Genomic DNA, 16,233 nt, shown 5'->3' on the forward strand with positions numbered 1-16,233 from the left:
TAAAATGTTTGTTTTTTTGAATTGAAAATATATTAGGAAAACGATTGCGTAAATTCGGCTCAGTTTTTCAGAAAATAGAGCAGATATTGGGAATGAATTATCTTAAATCAGAAAATCTTTAAAATTTTTTCGCTTATTTCATAAAATATCAGTGGTAATAAGTTTTAGTTAGATAAAAATAATTCAAAAAAATTTTTAAAAACGCTTGCATTTGTTTTTGAAATGCGTTATACTTAAATTAACGCAAACGTTTGCGCCTTAATTGCGCAACGTTTTATAACAAACACATGAGGTGCTATTATGAAAAAACGTCAAAGTGGTGTGTTGATGCACATCTCTTCTCTGCCAGGAGCATACGGGATTGGATCATTTGGGCAGACTGCCTATGATTTCGTTGATTTCTTGGTTCGTACGAAACAACGTTACTGGCAAATCCTCCCTCTTGGGACAACAAGCTATGGAGATTCTCCATACCAATCATTCTCAGCCTTTGCTGGGAATACGCATTTTATCGACCTTGATATCTTGGTAGAGCAAGGCTTGCTCGAAGCCAGTGATCTTAAAGGTGTTGACTTTGGTAGCGATGCATCTGAAGTTGACTATGCGAAGATTTATTACGCACGTCGTCCACTTTTAGAAAAAGCAGTTAAACGCTTCTTGGAAGTGGGTGATGTCAAGGATTTTGAGAAGTTTGCTCAAGACAACCAATCATGGCTCGAACTCTTCGCAGAATATATGGCTATCAAAGAGCATTTTGACAATCTTGCTTGGACAGAATGGCCAGATGCAGACGCTCGTGCGCGTAAAGCTTCAGCACTTGAAAGCTACCGTGAGAAATTGGCAGACAAGTTGGTTTACCACCGTGTGACTCAATACTTCTTCTTCCAACAATGGTTGAAATTGAAAGCCTACGCTAACGACAACCACATCGAAATCGTTGGAGATATGCCAATCTATGTTGCGGAAGATTCAAGCGACATGTGGGCAAATCCACATCTCTTCAAGACAGATGCCACTGGTAAAGCAACCTGCATCGCAGGATGCCCACCAGATGAGTTTTCTGCCACTGGTCAGCTTTGGGGGAACCCAATCTACGACTGGGAAGCAATGGACAAAGACGGTTATAAATGGTGGATTGAACGCTTGCGCGAAAGCTTCAAAATCTACGATATCGTTCGTATCGACCACTTCCGTGGTTTCGAATCTTACTGGGAAATTCCTGCTGGTTCCGATACAGCAGCACCTGGTAAATGGGTGAAAGGTCCAGGCTACAAACTCTTCGCAGCCGTTAAGGAAGAGCTTGGTGAGCTAAACATCATCGCAGAAGACCTTGGTTTCATGACAGATGAGGTTATCGAGTTGCGCGAACGTACTGGCTTCCCAGGGATGAAGATTCTTCAATTTGCCTTCAACCCAGAAGACGAAAGTATCGATAGCCCACACTTGGCACCAGCTAACTCAGTTATGTACACAGGAACACATGATAACAATACGGTCCTTGGTTGGTACCGTAATGAGATCGACGATCCAACTCGCGAGTACATGGCGCGCTACACGAACCGTAAAGAGTACGAAACAGTGCCACACGCAATGCTTCGCACAGTATTTTCATCTGTTAGCTTCATGGCAATTGCAACTATGCAAGATTTGCTAGAACTAGATGAGTCAGCTCGCATGAACTTCCCATCTACTCTTGGCGGAAATTGGTCATGGCGTATGACAACAGACCAACTCACACCAGCTGTTGAAGAAACTTTGCTTGACTTGACTACAATTTATCGCAGAATTAATGAAAATTTGGTAGAATTAAAGAAATAAGACAATATCAGGAGACACAAAAATGTTACCATTAAAAGAATTTGTACAAAAGCGTTACAATAAAACTATTGCAGAATGTAGCAATGAAGAGCTTTACCTTGCTCTTCTCAACTACAGCAAGCTTGCTAGCAGCCAAAAACCAGTCAACACTGGTAAGAAGAAAGTTTACTACATCTCAGCTGAGTTCTTGATCGGTAAACTCTTGTCAAACAACTTGATCAACCTTGGTCTTTACGACGATGTGAAAAAAGAACTTGCTGATGCCGGTAAAGAGTTGATCGAAATCGAAGAAGTCGAATTGGAACCATCTCTAGGGAATGGTGGATTGGGACGTTTGGCAGCCTGCTTTATCGACTCAATCGCTACACTTGGTTTGAATGGTGACGGTGTTGGTTTGAACTACCACTTTGGTCTTTTCCAACAAGTTCTTAAAAATAACCAACAAGAAACAATTCCAAATGCTTGGTTGACTGAGCAAAACTGGTTGGTACGCTCAAGCCGTAGCTACCAAGTGCCATTCGCACATTTCACATTGACATCTACCCTTTACGATATCGATGTACCTGGTTACAAGACAGCAACAAAGAACCGCTTGCGTTTGTTTGACTTGGATTCAGTTGATTCTTCTATCATCGAAGATGGTATCAACTTTGACAAGACAGATATCGCTCGCAACTTGACTCTCTTCCTTTACCCAGACGATAGCGACAAGCAAGGTGAATTGCTCCGTATCTTCCAACAATACTTCATGGTTTCAAACGGTGCGCAATTGATCATCGATGAAGCAATCGAAAAAGGAAGCAACTTGCATGACCTTGCAGACTACGCAGTTGTACAAATCAATGATACTCACCCATCAATGGTGATCCCTGAATTGATCCGTCTTTTGACTGCACGTGGTATCGAACTTGACGAAGCAATCTCTATCGTTCGTAGCATGACTGCCTATACTAACCACACAATCCTTGCTGAAGCCCTTGAAAAATGGCCTCTTGAATTCTTGCAAGAAGTGGTTCCTCACTTGGTACCAATCATCAAAGAATTGGACCGTCGTGTGAAAGCAGAATACAAAGACCCAGCTGTTCAAATCATCGATGAGAGTGGACGTGTCCACATGGCTCACATGGATATCCACTACGGATACAGTGTAAACGGGGTTGCAGCTCTTCACACTGAAATCTTGAAGAACTCAGAGTTGAAAGCTTTCTACGACATCTACCCAGAAAAATTCAACAACAAAACAAACGGTATCACATTCCGTCGTTGGCTCATGCATGCTAACCCAAGCTTGTCTCACTACTTGGATGAGATTCTTGGACATGGTTGGCACCATGAAGCAGATGAGCTTGAAAAACTCTTGTCATACGAAGACAAGGCTGCTGTCAAAGAAAAATTGGAAAGCATCAAGGCTCACAACAAACGTAAATTGGCTCGTCACTTGAAAGATCACCAAGGTGTGGAAATCAATACAAACTCTATCTTTGATATCCAAATCAAACGTCTTCACGAGTACAAACGCCAACAGATGAACGCTTTGTATGTCATCCACAAATACCTTGATATTAAGGCTGGTAACATCCCTGCTCGTCCAATCACAGTCTTCTTTGGTGGTAAAGCAGCTCCTGCCTACACAATCGCCCAAGACATCATTCACTTGATCCTTTGCTTGTCAGAAGTGATTGCAAATGATCCAGAAGTAGCTCCACACTTGCAAGTGGTTATGGTTGAAAACTACAACGTTACTGCAGCAAGCTTCCTCATCCCAGCATGTGACATCTCAGAACAAATCTCACTTGCTTCTAAAGAAGCTTCAGGTACTGGTAACATGAAATTCATGTTGAATGGTGCTTTGACTCTTGGTACTATGGACGGTGCTAACGTGGAAATCGCTGAGTTGGTTGGCGACGAAAACATCTACATCTTTGGTGAAGATTCAGAAACTGTTATCGACCTTTACGCAAAAGCAGCTTACAAATCAAGCGAATTCTATGCTCGTGAAGCTATCAAACCTTTGGTTGACTTCATTGTGAGCGATGCTGTTCTTGCAGTAGGTAAGAAAGAACGCTTGGAACGTCTTTACAACGAATTGATCAACAAAGACTGGTTCATGACTCTCCTTGACTTGGAAGACTACATTAAAGTCAAAGAGCAAATGCTTGCTGACTACGAAGATCGTGACGCATGGTTGGATAAAGTCATCGTTAACATTTCTAAAGCAGGATTCTTCTCATCTGACCGTACAATCGCTCAGTACAACGAAGATATCTGGCACTTGAACTAAGATACAAAATTTATACTAATCACTTTGTAAAAAAAAAGCGAATTTCAATTGAAATTCGCTTTTTTGAATGATGTGGATTTTAGCCAATCAGGTCTAAAAAGAGATAAATCATAGATACGTTGAAGTTTTAGAAATACTGCTTTTTACTGTATTTCAGTCTCATGATTCTTCGTAGTTGATGGCCTCGTATTTCTTGTATCCGCTTATAATTTGTATTATAATAGCATTGTGGTGAAGAAAGAAGGTGTTTTTATGTGGAAAAAATATTTTTCAAAATATAAATGGACTGATTTATTTTGGATACTATTTGTGGTTTTGTCATCACTCTCGATGGGGAATCGTACTCTTTTTCCACTTACCCATCAAGAAATCTCTTATCATGGGTGCTATTTGGGGATTACACTTGCCTCATTTCACTTATTATTCATTGATAAATTTGTCATTTCGAATCGAAAATAAATGGAGAGGTTAAAATTTTTTCCACTTTTCGGATAGACAGTTGAAAAATCGCAATTTAAACCCACGCCTCAAGAAGAGGTGCGGGTTTTTGTCTTATCTGAAAGTTTTAATTACAGTGCTTTCCCAACCAAAATCTCTGCTTCAATGGTAATCTCTGTCAGTTGGCTCCAGTCAATCTTGGTATGGTCAACGTGAAAGAGTAAGGGCGTCATGGCAAGCAGGGCTTGGCGTTGCTCAGCCGAGATAGGTTTTGTTAAGGAAGCAATCTGACTAGATTGGATTCTGAAATGTTCCTGGAAATGTTCTTTGATATTTTGGTTGGAATAATCCTTCTTTGTCAGCTGGTCCTGAACCATTTGACGGATTTCTTTGAGGTGATTTTCGGTTGGGATGACCTTGATCAAAATACCGTCTTTGGATAAAACGCGACGGAATTCCCCATAGTTGGCAGGCGAGAAGATATCAAGCAGGATATCCATGCTGGCGTCTTTTATAGGAAGACGAGCCAGGTCGCCGACAAACCAGTTGACCGCCCAGTTTGGTTCGCTCTTGGTAGCGATTTGAACGGAATCTTTTGAAATATCAAAGGCGTAAAAGGTTTTGTCAGAGTGACTTTCTTGGAGCTTGCGAGAGTAGAAGCCTTCGCCACAACCGATATCTAAAATTCTTTGGCTAGTTTTAGAATTTGTAAGCAGGTCTGAGATGGTTTCTAAAATAGCTTGATAAAAGCCAGCTTCTAGGATTTGCTGGCGGTTTTGAAAGTTTTCCTTGTCGTAGTTGGCAGATTGCTTGATTTGAGGAGCCAAGTTGACATAGCCAAATTTTGCCAAGTCAAAAGAATGACGATTGCTACACTTGAGACTGCTCTCTACTAAGGTTAGATTTTCTTGGCAGATAGGACAGGCAAAGGCAGTCGCAGCAGCGAAGCGCTGAAGTTTGGGTTTGAGATTTGTATTCATAGTTTAAGTGTATCAAAAGAGGCAAGTGAAAGCAACTTTAGGAGCAAGTAGATGGGAGATTCAGTAGAAATAAAACTAATTCTCCAATTTATAAAATGAAATTGCTTTTATATCTAAATTGCTATATAATAATGATAAGGAGGAAATAAGTATGTTAAAAGAAGTATTAACCGTTGCAAAAGTTGCGAAAAAATCTTCATTATTTTTGGGTGGTGTCGCATTTGGTACCCTTGGTTTGAAAATCTTAGCAAGTAAGGAAGCTAAAAAAGGTTATTCTAAAGCTTTGGCTAAGGCTTACAAGTTGAAAGACGAGCTAGATGCATCTGTTTCTGTTGTGAAACAACATGGAGACGATGTTTTGCAAGATGCTAAATATTTGTATGAGCAAGAGAAAAAAGAAGAGCAATTAGATAGCCTTATAGGAGAATAATATGTCTTTTAAAGTGCTATATAGAGGATATCAACATATCCGACTATCATCTTCTTTTTCACTTACCTTGGATATTCAAGACTATCTTCGTTCCTTGGCGAGAGATGAGAAGGGAATTGAGTCTATCCAGTTTTACATGGATCAACAGCACTTTACCCTACGTATAAAAGAAGGCTTCTCTGTATTAGACAATGCAGAAGCCTTTTTAAAAAGGATTGATAAAGGGAAAGTTTCTGAGTTGATGACTCTTCCTGTTCGTAGAGAAGAGAGTGCCTATTCTATCGTTTCAGGTGCAGCGATTAAGCGTGTGCTTTTTCGTAGTCTTGTGCCGTCTCCTATTCGCTATATATGGACTTGTTATCAGGCTTTTGGATATGTTAAAGAAGCCTATCAAACACTAGCGCGTAAGGAACTAACGATGGAAGTCTTGGACTGTTCGGCTATTTTATTGTCTTTGTTTATGAACCAATCCAAGACTGCCAGCAACATCATGTTTATGCTTGATTTGGGGAATCATTTAGATCAGTGGTCCTTGAAAAAAACTGCAACAGATTTAGAACAGAGTCTTCTTGCAAAAGAGAGCGATGTATTCTTAGTACAGGGCGATACGGTCGTTAGTATCAAGAGTTCCGATGTTCAAATAGGAGATGTCTTGGTCCTATCTCAAGGAAATGAAATTCTGTTTGATGGACAAGTAGTTTCAGGTTTAGGTATGGTCAACGAAAGTTCCTTGACGGGAGAGAGTTTTCCAGTTGAAAAAAGAGAGTCTGATTCGGTTTGTGCAAACACAGTCTTGGAAACTGGGGAGCTACGCATTCGTGTAACCGATAATCAGATGAACAGCCGTATTTTACAGCTGATTGAGTTGATGAAGAAATCTGAAGAAAACAAGAAAACTAAACAACGCTATTTCATCAAGATGGCGGACAAGGTCGTCAAATATAATTTCTTGGGGGCTGGTCTGACTTACTTATTAACAGGTTCTTTTTCTAAGGCTATTTCATTCCTATTGGTTGATTTCTCCTGCGCTTTGAAAATCTCTACTCCTGTAGCTTATTTGACAGCTATCAAAGAGGGGTTGAACCGTGAAATGGTGATTAAGGATGGGGATGTTCTAGAGAAATATCTGGAAGTTGATACTTTCTTGTTTGATAAGACAGGAACAATCACAACTAGCTATCCTATAGTTGAAAAGGTGTTACCTTTTGGGGACTATAGCGAGGAAGATATTCTCAGAATCAGTGCCTGTCTTGAGGAACACATTTATCATCCTATTGCTAATGCCATTGTCAAACAAGCCGAGATAGAGGGGATTGAACATGAGGAAATGCATGGGAAACTCCAATATATCGCAAGTAAGGGAATCAAATCCCATATAGATGGCCAACCAGTTGTTATTGGAAATTATGTCTTGATGCAGGATGAGCAGATTCATATTAGTTTGGAACAACATGCTTTGATTGAAGAGTACAAGAATCACTACAATCTCTTATTCTTAGCCTACCAGAATGAATTGATTGGAATGTTCTGCATTCATACTCCTTTGAGAAAAGAAGCAAAAGCAGCCTTGGAGAAACTTAAGGCACAAGGGAAAAAATTGATTCTGGCAACAGGGGACACCTTGGTTAGAACAGAGGAATTAGTCAAAGATTTGCCCTTTGATCAGGTCTATACAGACTTGAAACCTGATGGGAAATTTGAGTTAGTAGAGGAACTGCAGAAAGCAGGTCACACTATTTTGATGGTTGGAGATGGATTGAATGACTCAGCGGCTCTAACCCTATCAGATATCGGTGTGGTGATGAATGAAAGCGCAGATATTTCTAAGCAGATGAGTGATATCTTATTGTTAGATAATCGCTTGGATTTCTTCCAAGAGTTGGATTCGCTATCATCATCTTTGCAAATACTCATCAAGAAGAATATTCAAGATACCGTTGTCGTAAATAGTAGTTTGATTGGCTTTGGCTTGTTTAATTGGCTCAGTCCTTCAAATCTCTCTATCTTACATAATCTAACAACCTTGCGCATTGTCTTGCGTAGTCTGTCTATTAAAAATAGATAGATGAGAGTTATTAACAGCAAAAAGGAGTTACCTTTCTCGAGGTTAACTCCTTTGTTTATAGATAAATGTTGAACAGTTTAGTAAGTCAATACAAAGTATTTTTTCTTACCACGACGGATAACAGTGAGTTCGTTCTCTAACTTATCTGCGTCACTCAAGACATAGTCAAGGTCTTGGATACGATCACCGTTGACGTAGATAGCTCCATTTTGAACATCCTCGCGGGCTTGGCGTTTTGAATTCACCACACCAGATGACACGAGGAGTTCCACGATATTGTGGTTTTCGTCTGCTTGAACTTGGTAGTTTGGCACTCCACGAAGTCCTTGTTTGAGTTCTTTGACAGAAAGGTTTTTGATATTTCCTGCAAAGAGTTGCTCGGTGATGTTGAGGGCTTCTTTGTATGCTTCTTCTCCGTGAACAAGTGTTACGACTTCACGAGCCAAGACTTTTTGAGCCAAGCGTTCATGAGGAGCAGCCTCAAACTGCTTGCGGATGTCTTCAATCTCATCTAGTGACAAGAAAGTAAAGATTTTCAAGAAGCGAACAGCGTCAGCGTCCATGACATTCATCCAGAATTGGTACATTTCGTATGGAGAAGTCTTTTCAGGATTGAGCCAGACTGCGTTTCCTTCTGATTTACCAAATTTCTTACCAGTTGCGTCTGTGATGAGTGGAACAGTGATCACGTGACCAGTCTTGTCAGCCTTACGACGAAGCAATTCGGTACCAGCTGTCATATTTCCCCACTGGTCAGAACCACCGATTTGTAGCGTTACATTGTGCTCTTGGTTAAGAACGTAGAAGTCATAGCCTTGCATGATTTGGTAGGCAAACTCAGTGTAAGAAATCCCTGTTTCGATCCGTTTTTTCACAGACTCCTTGCTCATCATGTAGTTGACAGTGAAGTATTTTCCGACGTCACGGAGGAAGTCAATGAAGCTGATGCTGCCAAACCAGTCGTAGTTGTTGACCATGACAGCTTTATTTTCTCCATTTTCAAAGTTAAGAAAACGAGAAAGTTGTCCTTGGATAGACTTGACCCAGCCCTCTACTGTGTCTTTTGTTTGGAGACTACGCTCAGCATCTTTGAAGGACGGATCTCCGATGAGACCTGTAGCACCGCCAACGAGCGCATAAGGTTTGTGACCTGCTAGTTGCAAACGACGACTTGTCAAGATTGCGACAAGGTGACCTAGGTGAAGGCTGTCAGCAGTTGGATCGTAGCCAGTATAATAAGAAACTTGACCTTCTTCTAGGGCTTTACGCAAAGCTTCTTCATCAGTCGTTTGAAAAATCAAACCACGCTCTTTTAGCTCATCAAAAATGTGCATGTGTCTTTTCTCCTTTATAAAATATTGTTTCTACCTATTGTATCACAAACTCGGACAATAGCCTAGTGGAATAGGGAAGAAAGTGGCTATTTTATTGAAAGTTTCCCTTTTATGGTATAATAGAGAAAGCGAGGACATTCATGAAAGAAAGAATTAATGAATTAAAAACAAAAATGCTGCATTTTTTCCAGCAGCTAACTGCTAAATGGAAACAAAGACAAGCAGATAAGAAAATCGATAAAAAAGCGAGCTCTTCTGATAAGGTTAGAAAGGCAGGGTCTATTTTTGCTAAGGTTTTGAGTGGGTTTAAAATAGTCTTTAATACTCTCTTTATCCTAGGTTTTATCGGTGGACTGTTTGGTGCTGGTGTGGCTATGGGTTATGGAGTTGCCCTATTTGACAAGGCCCAGGTCCCTCAAGCAGAAGAGTTGGTCAAGCAAGTGAAGGATATTGCCTCTATCTCAGAAATCACTTATTCTGACGGCAGTACCATTGCCTCGATTGAGGGGGATTTGTTGCGCACTTCAGTTGCTTCTGATGCTATCTCAGACAATCTTAAGAAAGCTATTGTTGCGACAGAGGACGAGCATTTCAATGAACACAAGGGAGTTGTGCCTAAGGCCGTTATTCGTGCGACCTTGGGAACTTTTGTTGGTCTGGGGTCATCCAGTGGTGGTTCGACCTTGACTCAGCAGGTTATCAAGCAGCAAGTGGTGGGGGATGCTCCCACTCTAGCTCGTAAGGCCAAAGAAATCATTGATGCTCTAGCTTTAGAGCGGGCTATGGGCAAGGATGAGATTTTAACAACCTACCTCAACATAGCTCCGTTTGGTCGCAATCACAAAGGTCAGAATATTGCAGGTGCCCAGCAGGCTGCAGAAGGGATCTTTGGGGTTAAGGCATCGGATCTAACGGTCCCTCAAGCAGCCTTTATCGCAGGATTGCCACAGAGTCCAATTAGTTACTCCCCTTATGAATCTGACGGTAGTATGAAGAGCGAGGAGGATTTGGCTCTGGGGGTCAAACGGGCTAGAGATGTTCTCTATAATATGTACCGGACAGGGGCTCTAAGTCAGGAAGATTACGATAAGTACAAAGATTATGACTTTAAGAAAGACTTCTTACCATCTGGTAGTGTCAGTGGTACTTCGCGTGACTATCTCTACTTCGCAACCTTGGCAGAAGCTACTGATCGGATGTATGACTATCTGATTCAGAGAGATAATGTTTCTGTACAAGAGCAAAAGAATGAATCCATCCAGAAAGCTTATCGTGATTTAGCGACTAAGGAAATTGAAAATGGTGGATATAAGATTACGACGACTATCAATAAAAATATTCATGCTGCGATGCAAAATGCGGTGGCAACCTACGGCTATCTGCTAGATGATTCGACAGGACAGCCTGAGGTGGGGAATGTCCTCATGGACAACCAAACAGGAGCTATTCTTGGATTTGTCGGTGGTCGCAATTATCAAAAAAATCAGAATAACCACGCTATCGACACAAAACGTTCTCCTGCTTCGACTACTAAGCCGATATTGGCTTACAGTATTGCCATCGACCAAGGTCTGATGGGAAGTGCAAGTATCTTATCAAACTATCCGACCAACTTTTCAAACGGCAATCCTATCATGTATGTCAATAGTCCTGGTACGGGCATGATGACATTAGGGGAGGCCCTCAACTACTCATGGAATATCCCAGCCTACTGGACTTATCGTACACTTCGAGAGAAGGGTGTTGATGTTAAAGGCTATATGGAAAAAATGGGTTACGAAATCCCAGAATATGGTATTGAGAGTTTACCGATGGGCGGAGGAATTGACGTTACAGTTGCTCAGCATACTAACGGATATCAGACTTTGGCCAACAACGGAGTTTACCATAAGAAACATATGATTGCGAAGATCGAATCAACAGATGGTCGAGTGGTTTATGAACATAAAGATAAACCTGTCCAAGTTTACTCAAAAGCGACAGCGACCATCATGCAAAGCTTGCTTCGCGATGTTATCTCATCTCGGATTACCTCAAGTTTCCAAACAGACTTGGCTACCATCAATCCAAGCCTCGCTAGCGCCGACTGGATTGGAAAAACTGGTACAACCAATGAGGATGAAAACATGTGGCTTATGCTTTCTACGCCTCGCTTGACCTTGGGTGGCTGGCTAGGTCACGATGACAACCGCCCACTAGCCAAAGGGGCGGGCCACTACCGCAATGCCAACTATATGGCCCACTTGGTTAATGCCATTCAACAAGCAAAACCTGGAATTTGGGGGAATGAGCGCTTTAATCTTGACTCAAGTGTGACCAAGTCACAAGTTCTCAAGTCTACAGGGGAGAAACCGGGCAAGGTTTCAATTAATGGCAAAGAAGTCAACGTTTCCGGTTCTACCGTAACAAGTTACTGGGCTACTAAAGAAGGGGCACCAGTAACCACCTACCGCTTTGCTATTGGAGGAAGCGATGCAGATTATCAGAATGCTTGGAAGAATATTCTAGGAAGCATCCCTGCAGTAACTCCTCCAAGCTCAAGTAGCAGTTCGGGAACAACAAGTTCGAGTGGAAATACTCAGAGTGGCTCTTCAGGACGTTCACGTCTGTTTAATCGCTAAGATAGAGTAGCAGCAAGGTTAGTAATTTCTCCTTGTTGCTACTTTTTTCTTTGTTGGTTTCGTGTTACAATAGGAGTATGAATCATTATCAGAAAAAGATTGTTAAGGGAACACTATACTCGCTACTCTCAGGCCTAATCTGGGGGATCTGTGGGATTTTAGGAGAGTATTTTTTCACTCATTATCCAGTGTCTTCTGGATGGATTACTTCTATGCGTTTACTAGTGGCGGGGAGTTTGGTTTTAGGTCTATCTGCCTTTCAGTTGCGTAGCCGCTTGTTGGACATCTGGCGTGATAAGAAAAATTATCTACCTTTTTTAGCCTATGCTATTCTAGGTATTTTTTCTGTGCAGTTTTTCTTTTATCTCTGCGTTGAGTATTCGAATGCGACGACGGCGACCATTTTGCAATTTATCAGCCCAGTTTTTATCCTGTTTTACAATCGAATCATCTATCAGAAGAAGGCTTCGACTACAGCAGTTTTCTATGTTTTGATTGCCATGCTAGGTGTTTTTTTGATGGCTACAAAAGGGGACTTGTCCCAGTTATCCATGACACCTTTGGCTCTAGTAACAGGTTTGCTCAGTGCAGTAGGGGTCATGTTTAATGTTATCCTGCCTCAGCGTTTTGCACGGCGCTACGGATTTGTTCCGACTGTTGGTTGGGGGATGATTCTGGCAGGACTCTTTAGTAATTTCCTTTACCCTATTTATCAGATAAGTTTTCAAGTGGATCTGGTAAGTGTGCTGATTTGTCTGACGATTGCCGTGTTTGGGACTGCTTTTGCCTTCTTCCTATCGATGAAGGCTGTGTCACTCGTTTCCCCGCTGGTTGTATCGGTTGTGAGTGCTAGCGAACCGCTCTCTTCGGCTTTGTTAAGTGTTCTTTTTCTGGGATTGGTCATGGATGGTTTTTTGGCCTTGGCTATGGTGTTGATTATCTTTCCGATGATTTTCTTATCTGTAGAAGAAGCAAAACAAGCCAAGTAAAGATGATTATTTGATAGTTGAGGCTTCAAATTTGAGGCCTTTTTTGGTAGAATAGGTATCATTATAACGAACCAGGAGGCACCTATGACTGCTACAAAAATGAACGCCCAAGAAATTATCCAATTTATCGCCAATGCTGAAAAGAAAACCAGTGTTAAAGTAACCTTTGAGGGACAACTCGCAACTGCTGTACCTAGCTCTGTTGTCAAACTAGGGAATGTTCTATTTGGAGACTGGAAGGACGTCGCTCCGCTTCTCGATGGTTTAGTAGAAAATCAAGACTATGTTGTTGAGCAAGATGCTCGTAATTCGGCAGTTCCCTTGCTAGATAAACGTGCTATCAACGCTCGTATCGAGCCAGGTGCTATTATCCGTGACCAGGTGGAAATTGGTGACAATGCTGTTATCATGATGGGGGCTGTTATTAATATCGGTGCTGAAATCGGTGCTGGAACCATGATTGACATGGGTGCCATCCTTGGTGGCCGCGCCATCGTTGGGAAAAACAGCCACGTTGGTGCAGGTGCAGTTTTGGCAGGTGTGATTGAGCCAGCTAGCGCTGAACCAGTCCGTGTCGGAGACAATGTTCTTATCGGGGCTAATGCAGTGGTTATCGAAGGAGTCCAAATCGGTAGTGGTTCAGTTGTCGCTGCAGGAGCTATTGTTACCCAAGATGTTCCAGAAAACGTTGTAGTAGCAGGTGTTCCAGCTCGTATCATCAAAGAAATTGATGCCCAAACCCAACAAAAAACAGCGCTAGAAGATGCGCTTCGTACCTTGTAAAAATAAAAAAGAGGCAGATACTTCTTCTAGCCTCTTTCTTCTATCAAAAGGAGGAACGATAGATGTTAGATTTGATTCAGACTAGACGAGATTTACACCAGATTCCAGAGATTGGCTTGGAGGAATTCAAGACTCAGGCTTATTTGCTGGACGTGATTGAAAAATTGACTACGGGCAAGGATTTTGTTCAAATTCGTACTTGGCGAACAGGGATTTTGGTCTACCTGCAGGGAAGTCAGCCGGCGCAGACCATTGGTTGGCGGACAGATATTGATGGCCTGCCTATCGTCGAACAAACAGGACTGCCTTTTGCCTCTCAGCACCAAGGTCGCATGCATGCTTGTGGCCATGATTTTCATATGACCATTGCCTTGGGCTGTCTCGAACGTGCCCTTGAGGAGCAACCCAAGAATAATCTGCTCTTCCTATTTCAGCCTGCTGAAGAAAATGAAGCTGGTGGCATGCTCATGTATGAGGATGGTGCTTTTGGGGACTGGTTGCCAGACAAGTTTTATGGCCTTCATGTTCGCCCGGATCTGAAGGTTGGTCAGATTGCTACCAACACCCATACGCTCTTTGCAGGGACTTGTGAGGTGAAGATTCGCTTCAAAGGAAAAGGAGGACACGCAGCCTTCCCGCATGAGGCCAATGATGCCTTGGTGGCTGCTAGTTACTTTGTGACCCAAGTACAGTCAGTTGTCAGCCGCAATGTCAACCCAATCGAGGGAGCGGTGGTGACCTTTGGCCTTTTCCAAGCTGGAACAACCAACAATGTCATTACAGACACAGCTTTTTTACATGGAACCATTCGGGCCTTGACTCAGGACATGAGTCTCTTGGTACAAAAAAGAGTCAAGACAGTCGCAGAAGGTGTTGCAGCAGCCTTTGATATGGAAGTCGAAGTGGAACTCAAACAAGGGGGCTACCTACCTGTGGAGAACAATCCAGCCTTGGCGCGTGAACTGATGGACTTTTTTGAAGAGAAAGACGGAATCGAGTTGATTGATATCGAGCCTGCTATGACAGGTGAAGATTTTGGCTATCTTCTTTCGAAGGTAGATGGCGTTATGTTTTGGCTGGGTATCGATAGTCCCTACGCCCTTCATCACCCTCAGATGAGTCCTAAGGAAGAAGCCTTAGCCATTGGGGTAGATGCGGTCTCTAGTTTCCTGAAAAAGAAGGCAGCAGAGTAGAGGAATTGTCTATGAAAGCAGAACTACGCAAGAAAATTTTGCAAGAAATGAAGGCTTTATCTCAGGAGCAAAAACAGGCTATGGATCAAGTTTTAACTGAGCGTTTCTTACAACACCCCTTTTACCAAGAAGTCAAGACCATCGCAACCTATCTCTCTTTCCCGCATGAGTTTCAAACGCAGGAACTTATCAAGCAGGTGCTGAAGGACGGCAAAAAGGTTCTGATACCCAAAACCTATCCCAAGGGGCGCATGGAATTTGTGACCTATGATCCGCAGCAGTTGGCAAAAACTTCCTTTGGTTTACTGGAACCGCAAGGAGACTTGGAAGTGGTGGATCCGTCTCAGATTGATTTGATTCATGTTCCAGGGCTAGCTTTTACGAAAGAGGGCTATCGGATTGGATATGGCGGAGGCTACTACGACCGCTATCTGGAGAATTTTGGTGGGCATAGCCTAAGTACAATCTATCCTTGTCAAATCCAGGATTTCAACTCGGAAGACCATGATATTCCCGTCCAGGAGGTGCTAATCTATGAAGGAAATCTTTGATAAACGCTACCCTGTGACTAGTTTTTTCCTCCTAGTGACAGCTTTGGTATTTCTCTTGATGTTGATTCTTACAGGCTTAAATTTTGAACGAGCGGATACCTTGCTTCGGTTTGGAGCCATGTATGGACCAATAATTCGCCTGTTCCCTGAGCAGATTTGGCGCCTTTTTTCGGCTATATTTGTGCATATTGGATGGGAGCATTTTATTGTCAATATGATTTCACTTTACTTTCTTGGACGACAGGTGGAGGAGATTTTCGGCTCTAAGCAGTTCTTCTTTCTCTATCTCTTATCAGGAATGATGGGGAATCTCTTTGTGTTTGCTTTCACACCGAAAGTTGTAGCAGCAGGGGCCTCTACTTCTCTTTACGGACTATTTGCTGCGATTATCGTCTTGCGTTACGCAACTCGCAGCCCCTATATTCAGCAGTTGGGGCAATCCTATCTGACACTTTTCGTGATAAATATCATTGGAAGTGTTCTGATCCCAGGAATCAGCCTAGCAGGGCATATTGGTGGCGCAGTAGGCGGGGCTTTTCTAGCGATCATCTTTCCAGTCAAATGGGAAAAAAGGATGTATAGTACCAGCCAGCGAATTGGAGCAACCGTACTTTTTATTGCACTAGCCGTTTTCCTTTGCTATAAGGGAATGAGCTATGTGTAAGGGATGGAATAGTTAAAAAGCTACTCAAAAAATGAGTAGCTTTTTTTGGAACCATTCGAAACAACACAGCTCTAAAACAAGCTTGA

General features: G+C 42.2%; 13 protein-coding genes and 1 CRISPR repeat array (1 of these 14 cut by a window edge). Of the genes, 11 read left to right on the top strand and 2 right to left on the bottom strand.

Features of this window, described 5'->3' with window-relative positions:
- Nucleotides 1–300: 300 nt before the first annotated feature.
- The 3 genes from malQ to M1F56_RS07825 all read left to right on the top strand — a co-directional run bounded on the left by malQ (nucleotide 301) and on the right by M1F56_RS07825 (nucleotide 4,558).
- Nucleotides 301–1,818 (top strand): 4-alpha-glucanotransferase, encoded by a 1,518-nt coding sequence (gene malQ, locus M1F56_RS07815; protein WP_247917352.1) that lies wholly within the window; start codon nucleotides 301–303, stop codon nucleotides 1,816–1,818.
- 22 nt (nucleotides 1,819–1,840) lie between these two features.
- Entirely contained in the window at nucleotides 1,841–4,099 is a 2,259-nt protein-coding gene (glgP, locus tag M1F56_RS07820) for a glycogen/starch/alpha-glucan family phosphorylase (RefSeq protein ID WP_247917353.1), read from the top strand.
- Between the two features lie 252 nt (nucleotides 4,100–4,351).
- Nucleotides 4,352–4,558 (top strand): hypothetical protein, encoded by a 207-nt coding sequence (locus M1F56_RS07825; RefSeq protein WP_009013759.1) that lies wholly within the window; start codon nucleotides 4,352–4,354, stop codon nucleotides 4,556–4,558.
- A gap of 110 nt (nucleotides 4,559–4,668) precedes the next feature.
- Here M1F56_RS07825 and M1F56_RS07830 read toward each other — a convergent pair whose 3' ends face one another.
- Nucleotides 4,669–5,517, bottom strand: a complete 849-nt coding sequence (locus tag M1F56_RS07830) for a putative RNA methyltransferase (protein WP_247917354.1) — start codon at nucleotides 5,515–5,517, stop codon at nucleotides 4,669–4,671.
- A gap of 151 nt (nucleotides 5,518–5,668) precedes the next feature.
- Between M1F56_RS07830 and M1F56_RS07835 the strand changes: the two genes are divergently transcribed.
- Both M1F56_RS07835 and M1F56_RS07840 read left to right on the top strand, forming a co-directional pair.
- Nucleotides 5,669–5,947, top strand: coding sequence for a DUF6110 family protein (locus M1F56_RS07835; RefSeq protein ID WP_000910909.1), 279 nt, complete (start codon nucleotides 5,669–5,671; stop codon nucleotides 5,945–5,947).
- A 1-nt stretch (nucleotide 5,948) separates the two neighbouring features.
- Entirely contained in the window at nucleotides 5,949–8,012 is a 2,064-nt protein-coding gene (locus M1F56_RS07840) for a heavy metal translocating P-type ATPase (protein ID WP_045618039.1), read from the top strand.
- A 77-nt stretch (nucleotides 8,013–8,089) separates the two neighbouring features.
- On the opposite strand, the gene tyrS is transcribed toward M1F56_RS07840, so the two are convergent.
- Nucleotides 8,090–9,346, bottom strand: a complete 1,257-nt coding sequence (gene tyrS, locus M1F56_RS07845; protein WP_084872105.1) for a tyrosine--tRNA ligase — start codon at nucleotides 9,344–9,346, stop codon at nucleotides 8,090–8,092.
- Between the two features lie 140 nt (nucleotides 9,347–9,486).
- Here tyrS and pbp1b point away from each other — a divergent pair, with 140 nt between their 5' ends.
- The 6 genes from pbp1b (at nucleotide 9,487) to M1F56_RS07875 (ending at nucleotide 16,147) form a co-directional block, all read left to right on the top strand.
- A complete protein-coding gene (gene pbp1b / locus M1F56_RS07850) occupies nucleotides 9,487–11,967 on the top strand; it encodes a penicillin-binding protein PBP1B (RefSeq protein WP_084872103.1) in 2,481 nt (826 codons plus the stop codon).
- A gap of 77 nt (nucleotides 11,968–12,044) precedes the next feature.
- A complete protein-coding gene (locus tag M1F56_RS07855; protein ID WP_247917355.1) occupies nucleotides 12,045–12,956 on the top strand; it encodes a DMT family transporter in 912 nt (303 codons plus the stop codon).
- An 84-nt stretch (nucleotides 12,957–13,040) separates the two neighbouring features.
- The gene (gene dapD, locus M1F56_RS07860) at nucleotides 13,041–13,739 is read left to right on the top strand and encodes a 2,3,4,5-tetrahydropyridine-2,6-dicarboxylate N-acetyltransferase (protein ID WP_000127460.1); all 699 of its coding nucleotides are present in this window, start codon (nucleotides 13,041–13,043) and stop codon (nucleotides 13,737–13,739) included.
- Between the two features lie 62 nt (nucleotides 13,740–13,801).
- Nucleotides 13,802–14,932 carry an N-acetyldiaminopimelate deacetylase gene (locus tag M1F56_RS07865; RefSeq protein WP_247917356.1) on the top strand — a complete coding sequence of 377 codons (1,131 nt, stop codon included), beginning with the start codon at nucleotides 13,802–13,804 and terminating at the stop codon, nucleotides 14,930–14,932.
- A gap of 11 nt (nucleotides 14,933–14,943) precedes the next feature.
- Nucleotides 14,944–15,483: a 5-formyltetrahydrofolate cyclo-ligase gene (locus M1F56_RS07870; protein WP_247917357.1), complete on the top strand. Its 540-nt coding sequence runs from the start codon at nucleotides 14,944–14,946 to the stop codon at nucleotides 15,481–15,483.
- Nucleotides 15,467–16,147, top strand: a complete 681-nt coding sequence (locus M1F56_RS07875) for a rhomboid family intramembrane serine protease (protein WP_247917358.1) — start codon at nucleotides 15,467–15,469, stop codon at nucleotides 16,145–16,147. Before M1F56_RS07870 ends, M1F56_RS07875 begins: the two co-directional genes overlap by 17 nt.
- Nucleotides 16,148–16,189: 42 nt before the next feature.
- A CRISPR array of direct repeats spans nucleotides 16,190–16,233; the repeat unit is 36 nt; it runs 720 nt beyond the window's last position.

It is taken from the genome of Streptococcus oralis (genome assembly GCF_023109005.1).
GTDB classification, from domain to species: domain Bacteria; phylum Bacillota; class Bacilli; order Lactobacillales; family Streptococcaceae; genus Streptococcus; species Streptococcus oralis_BU.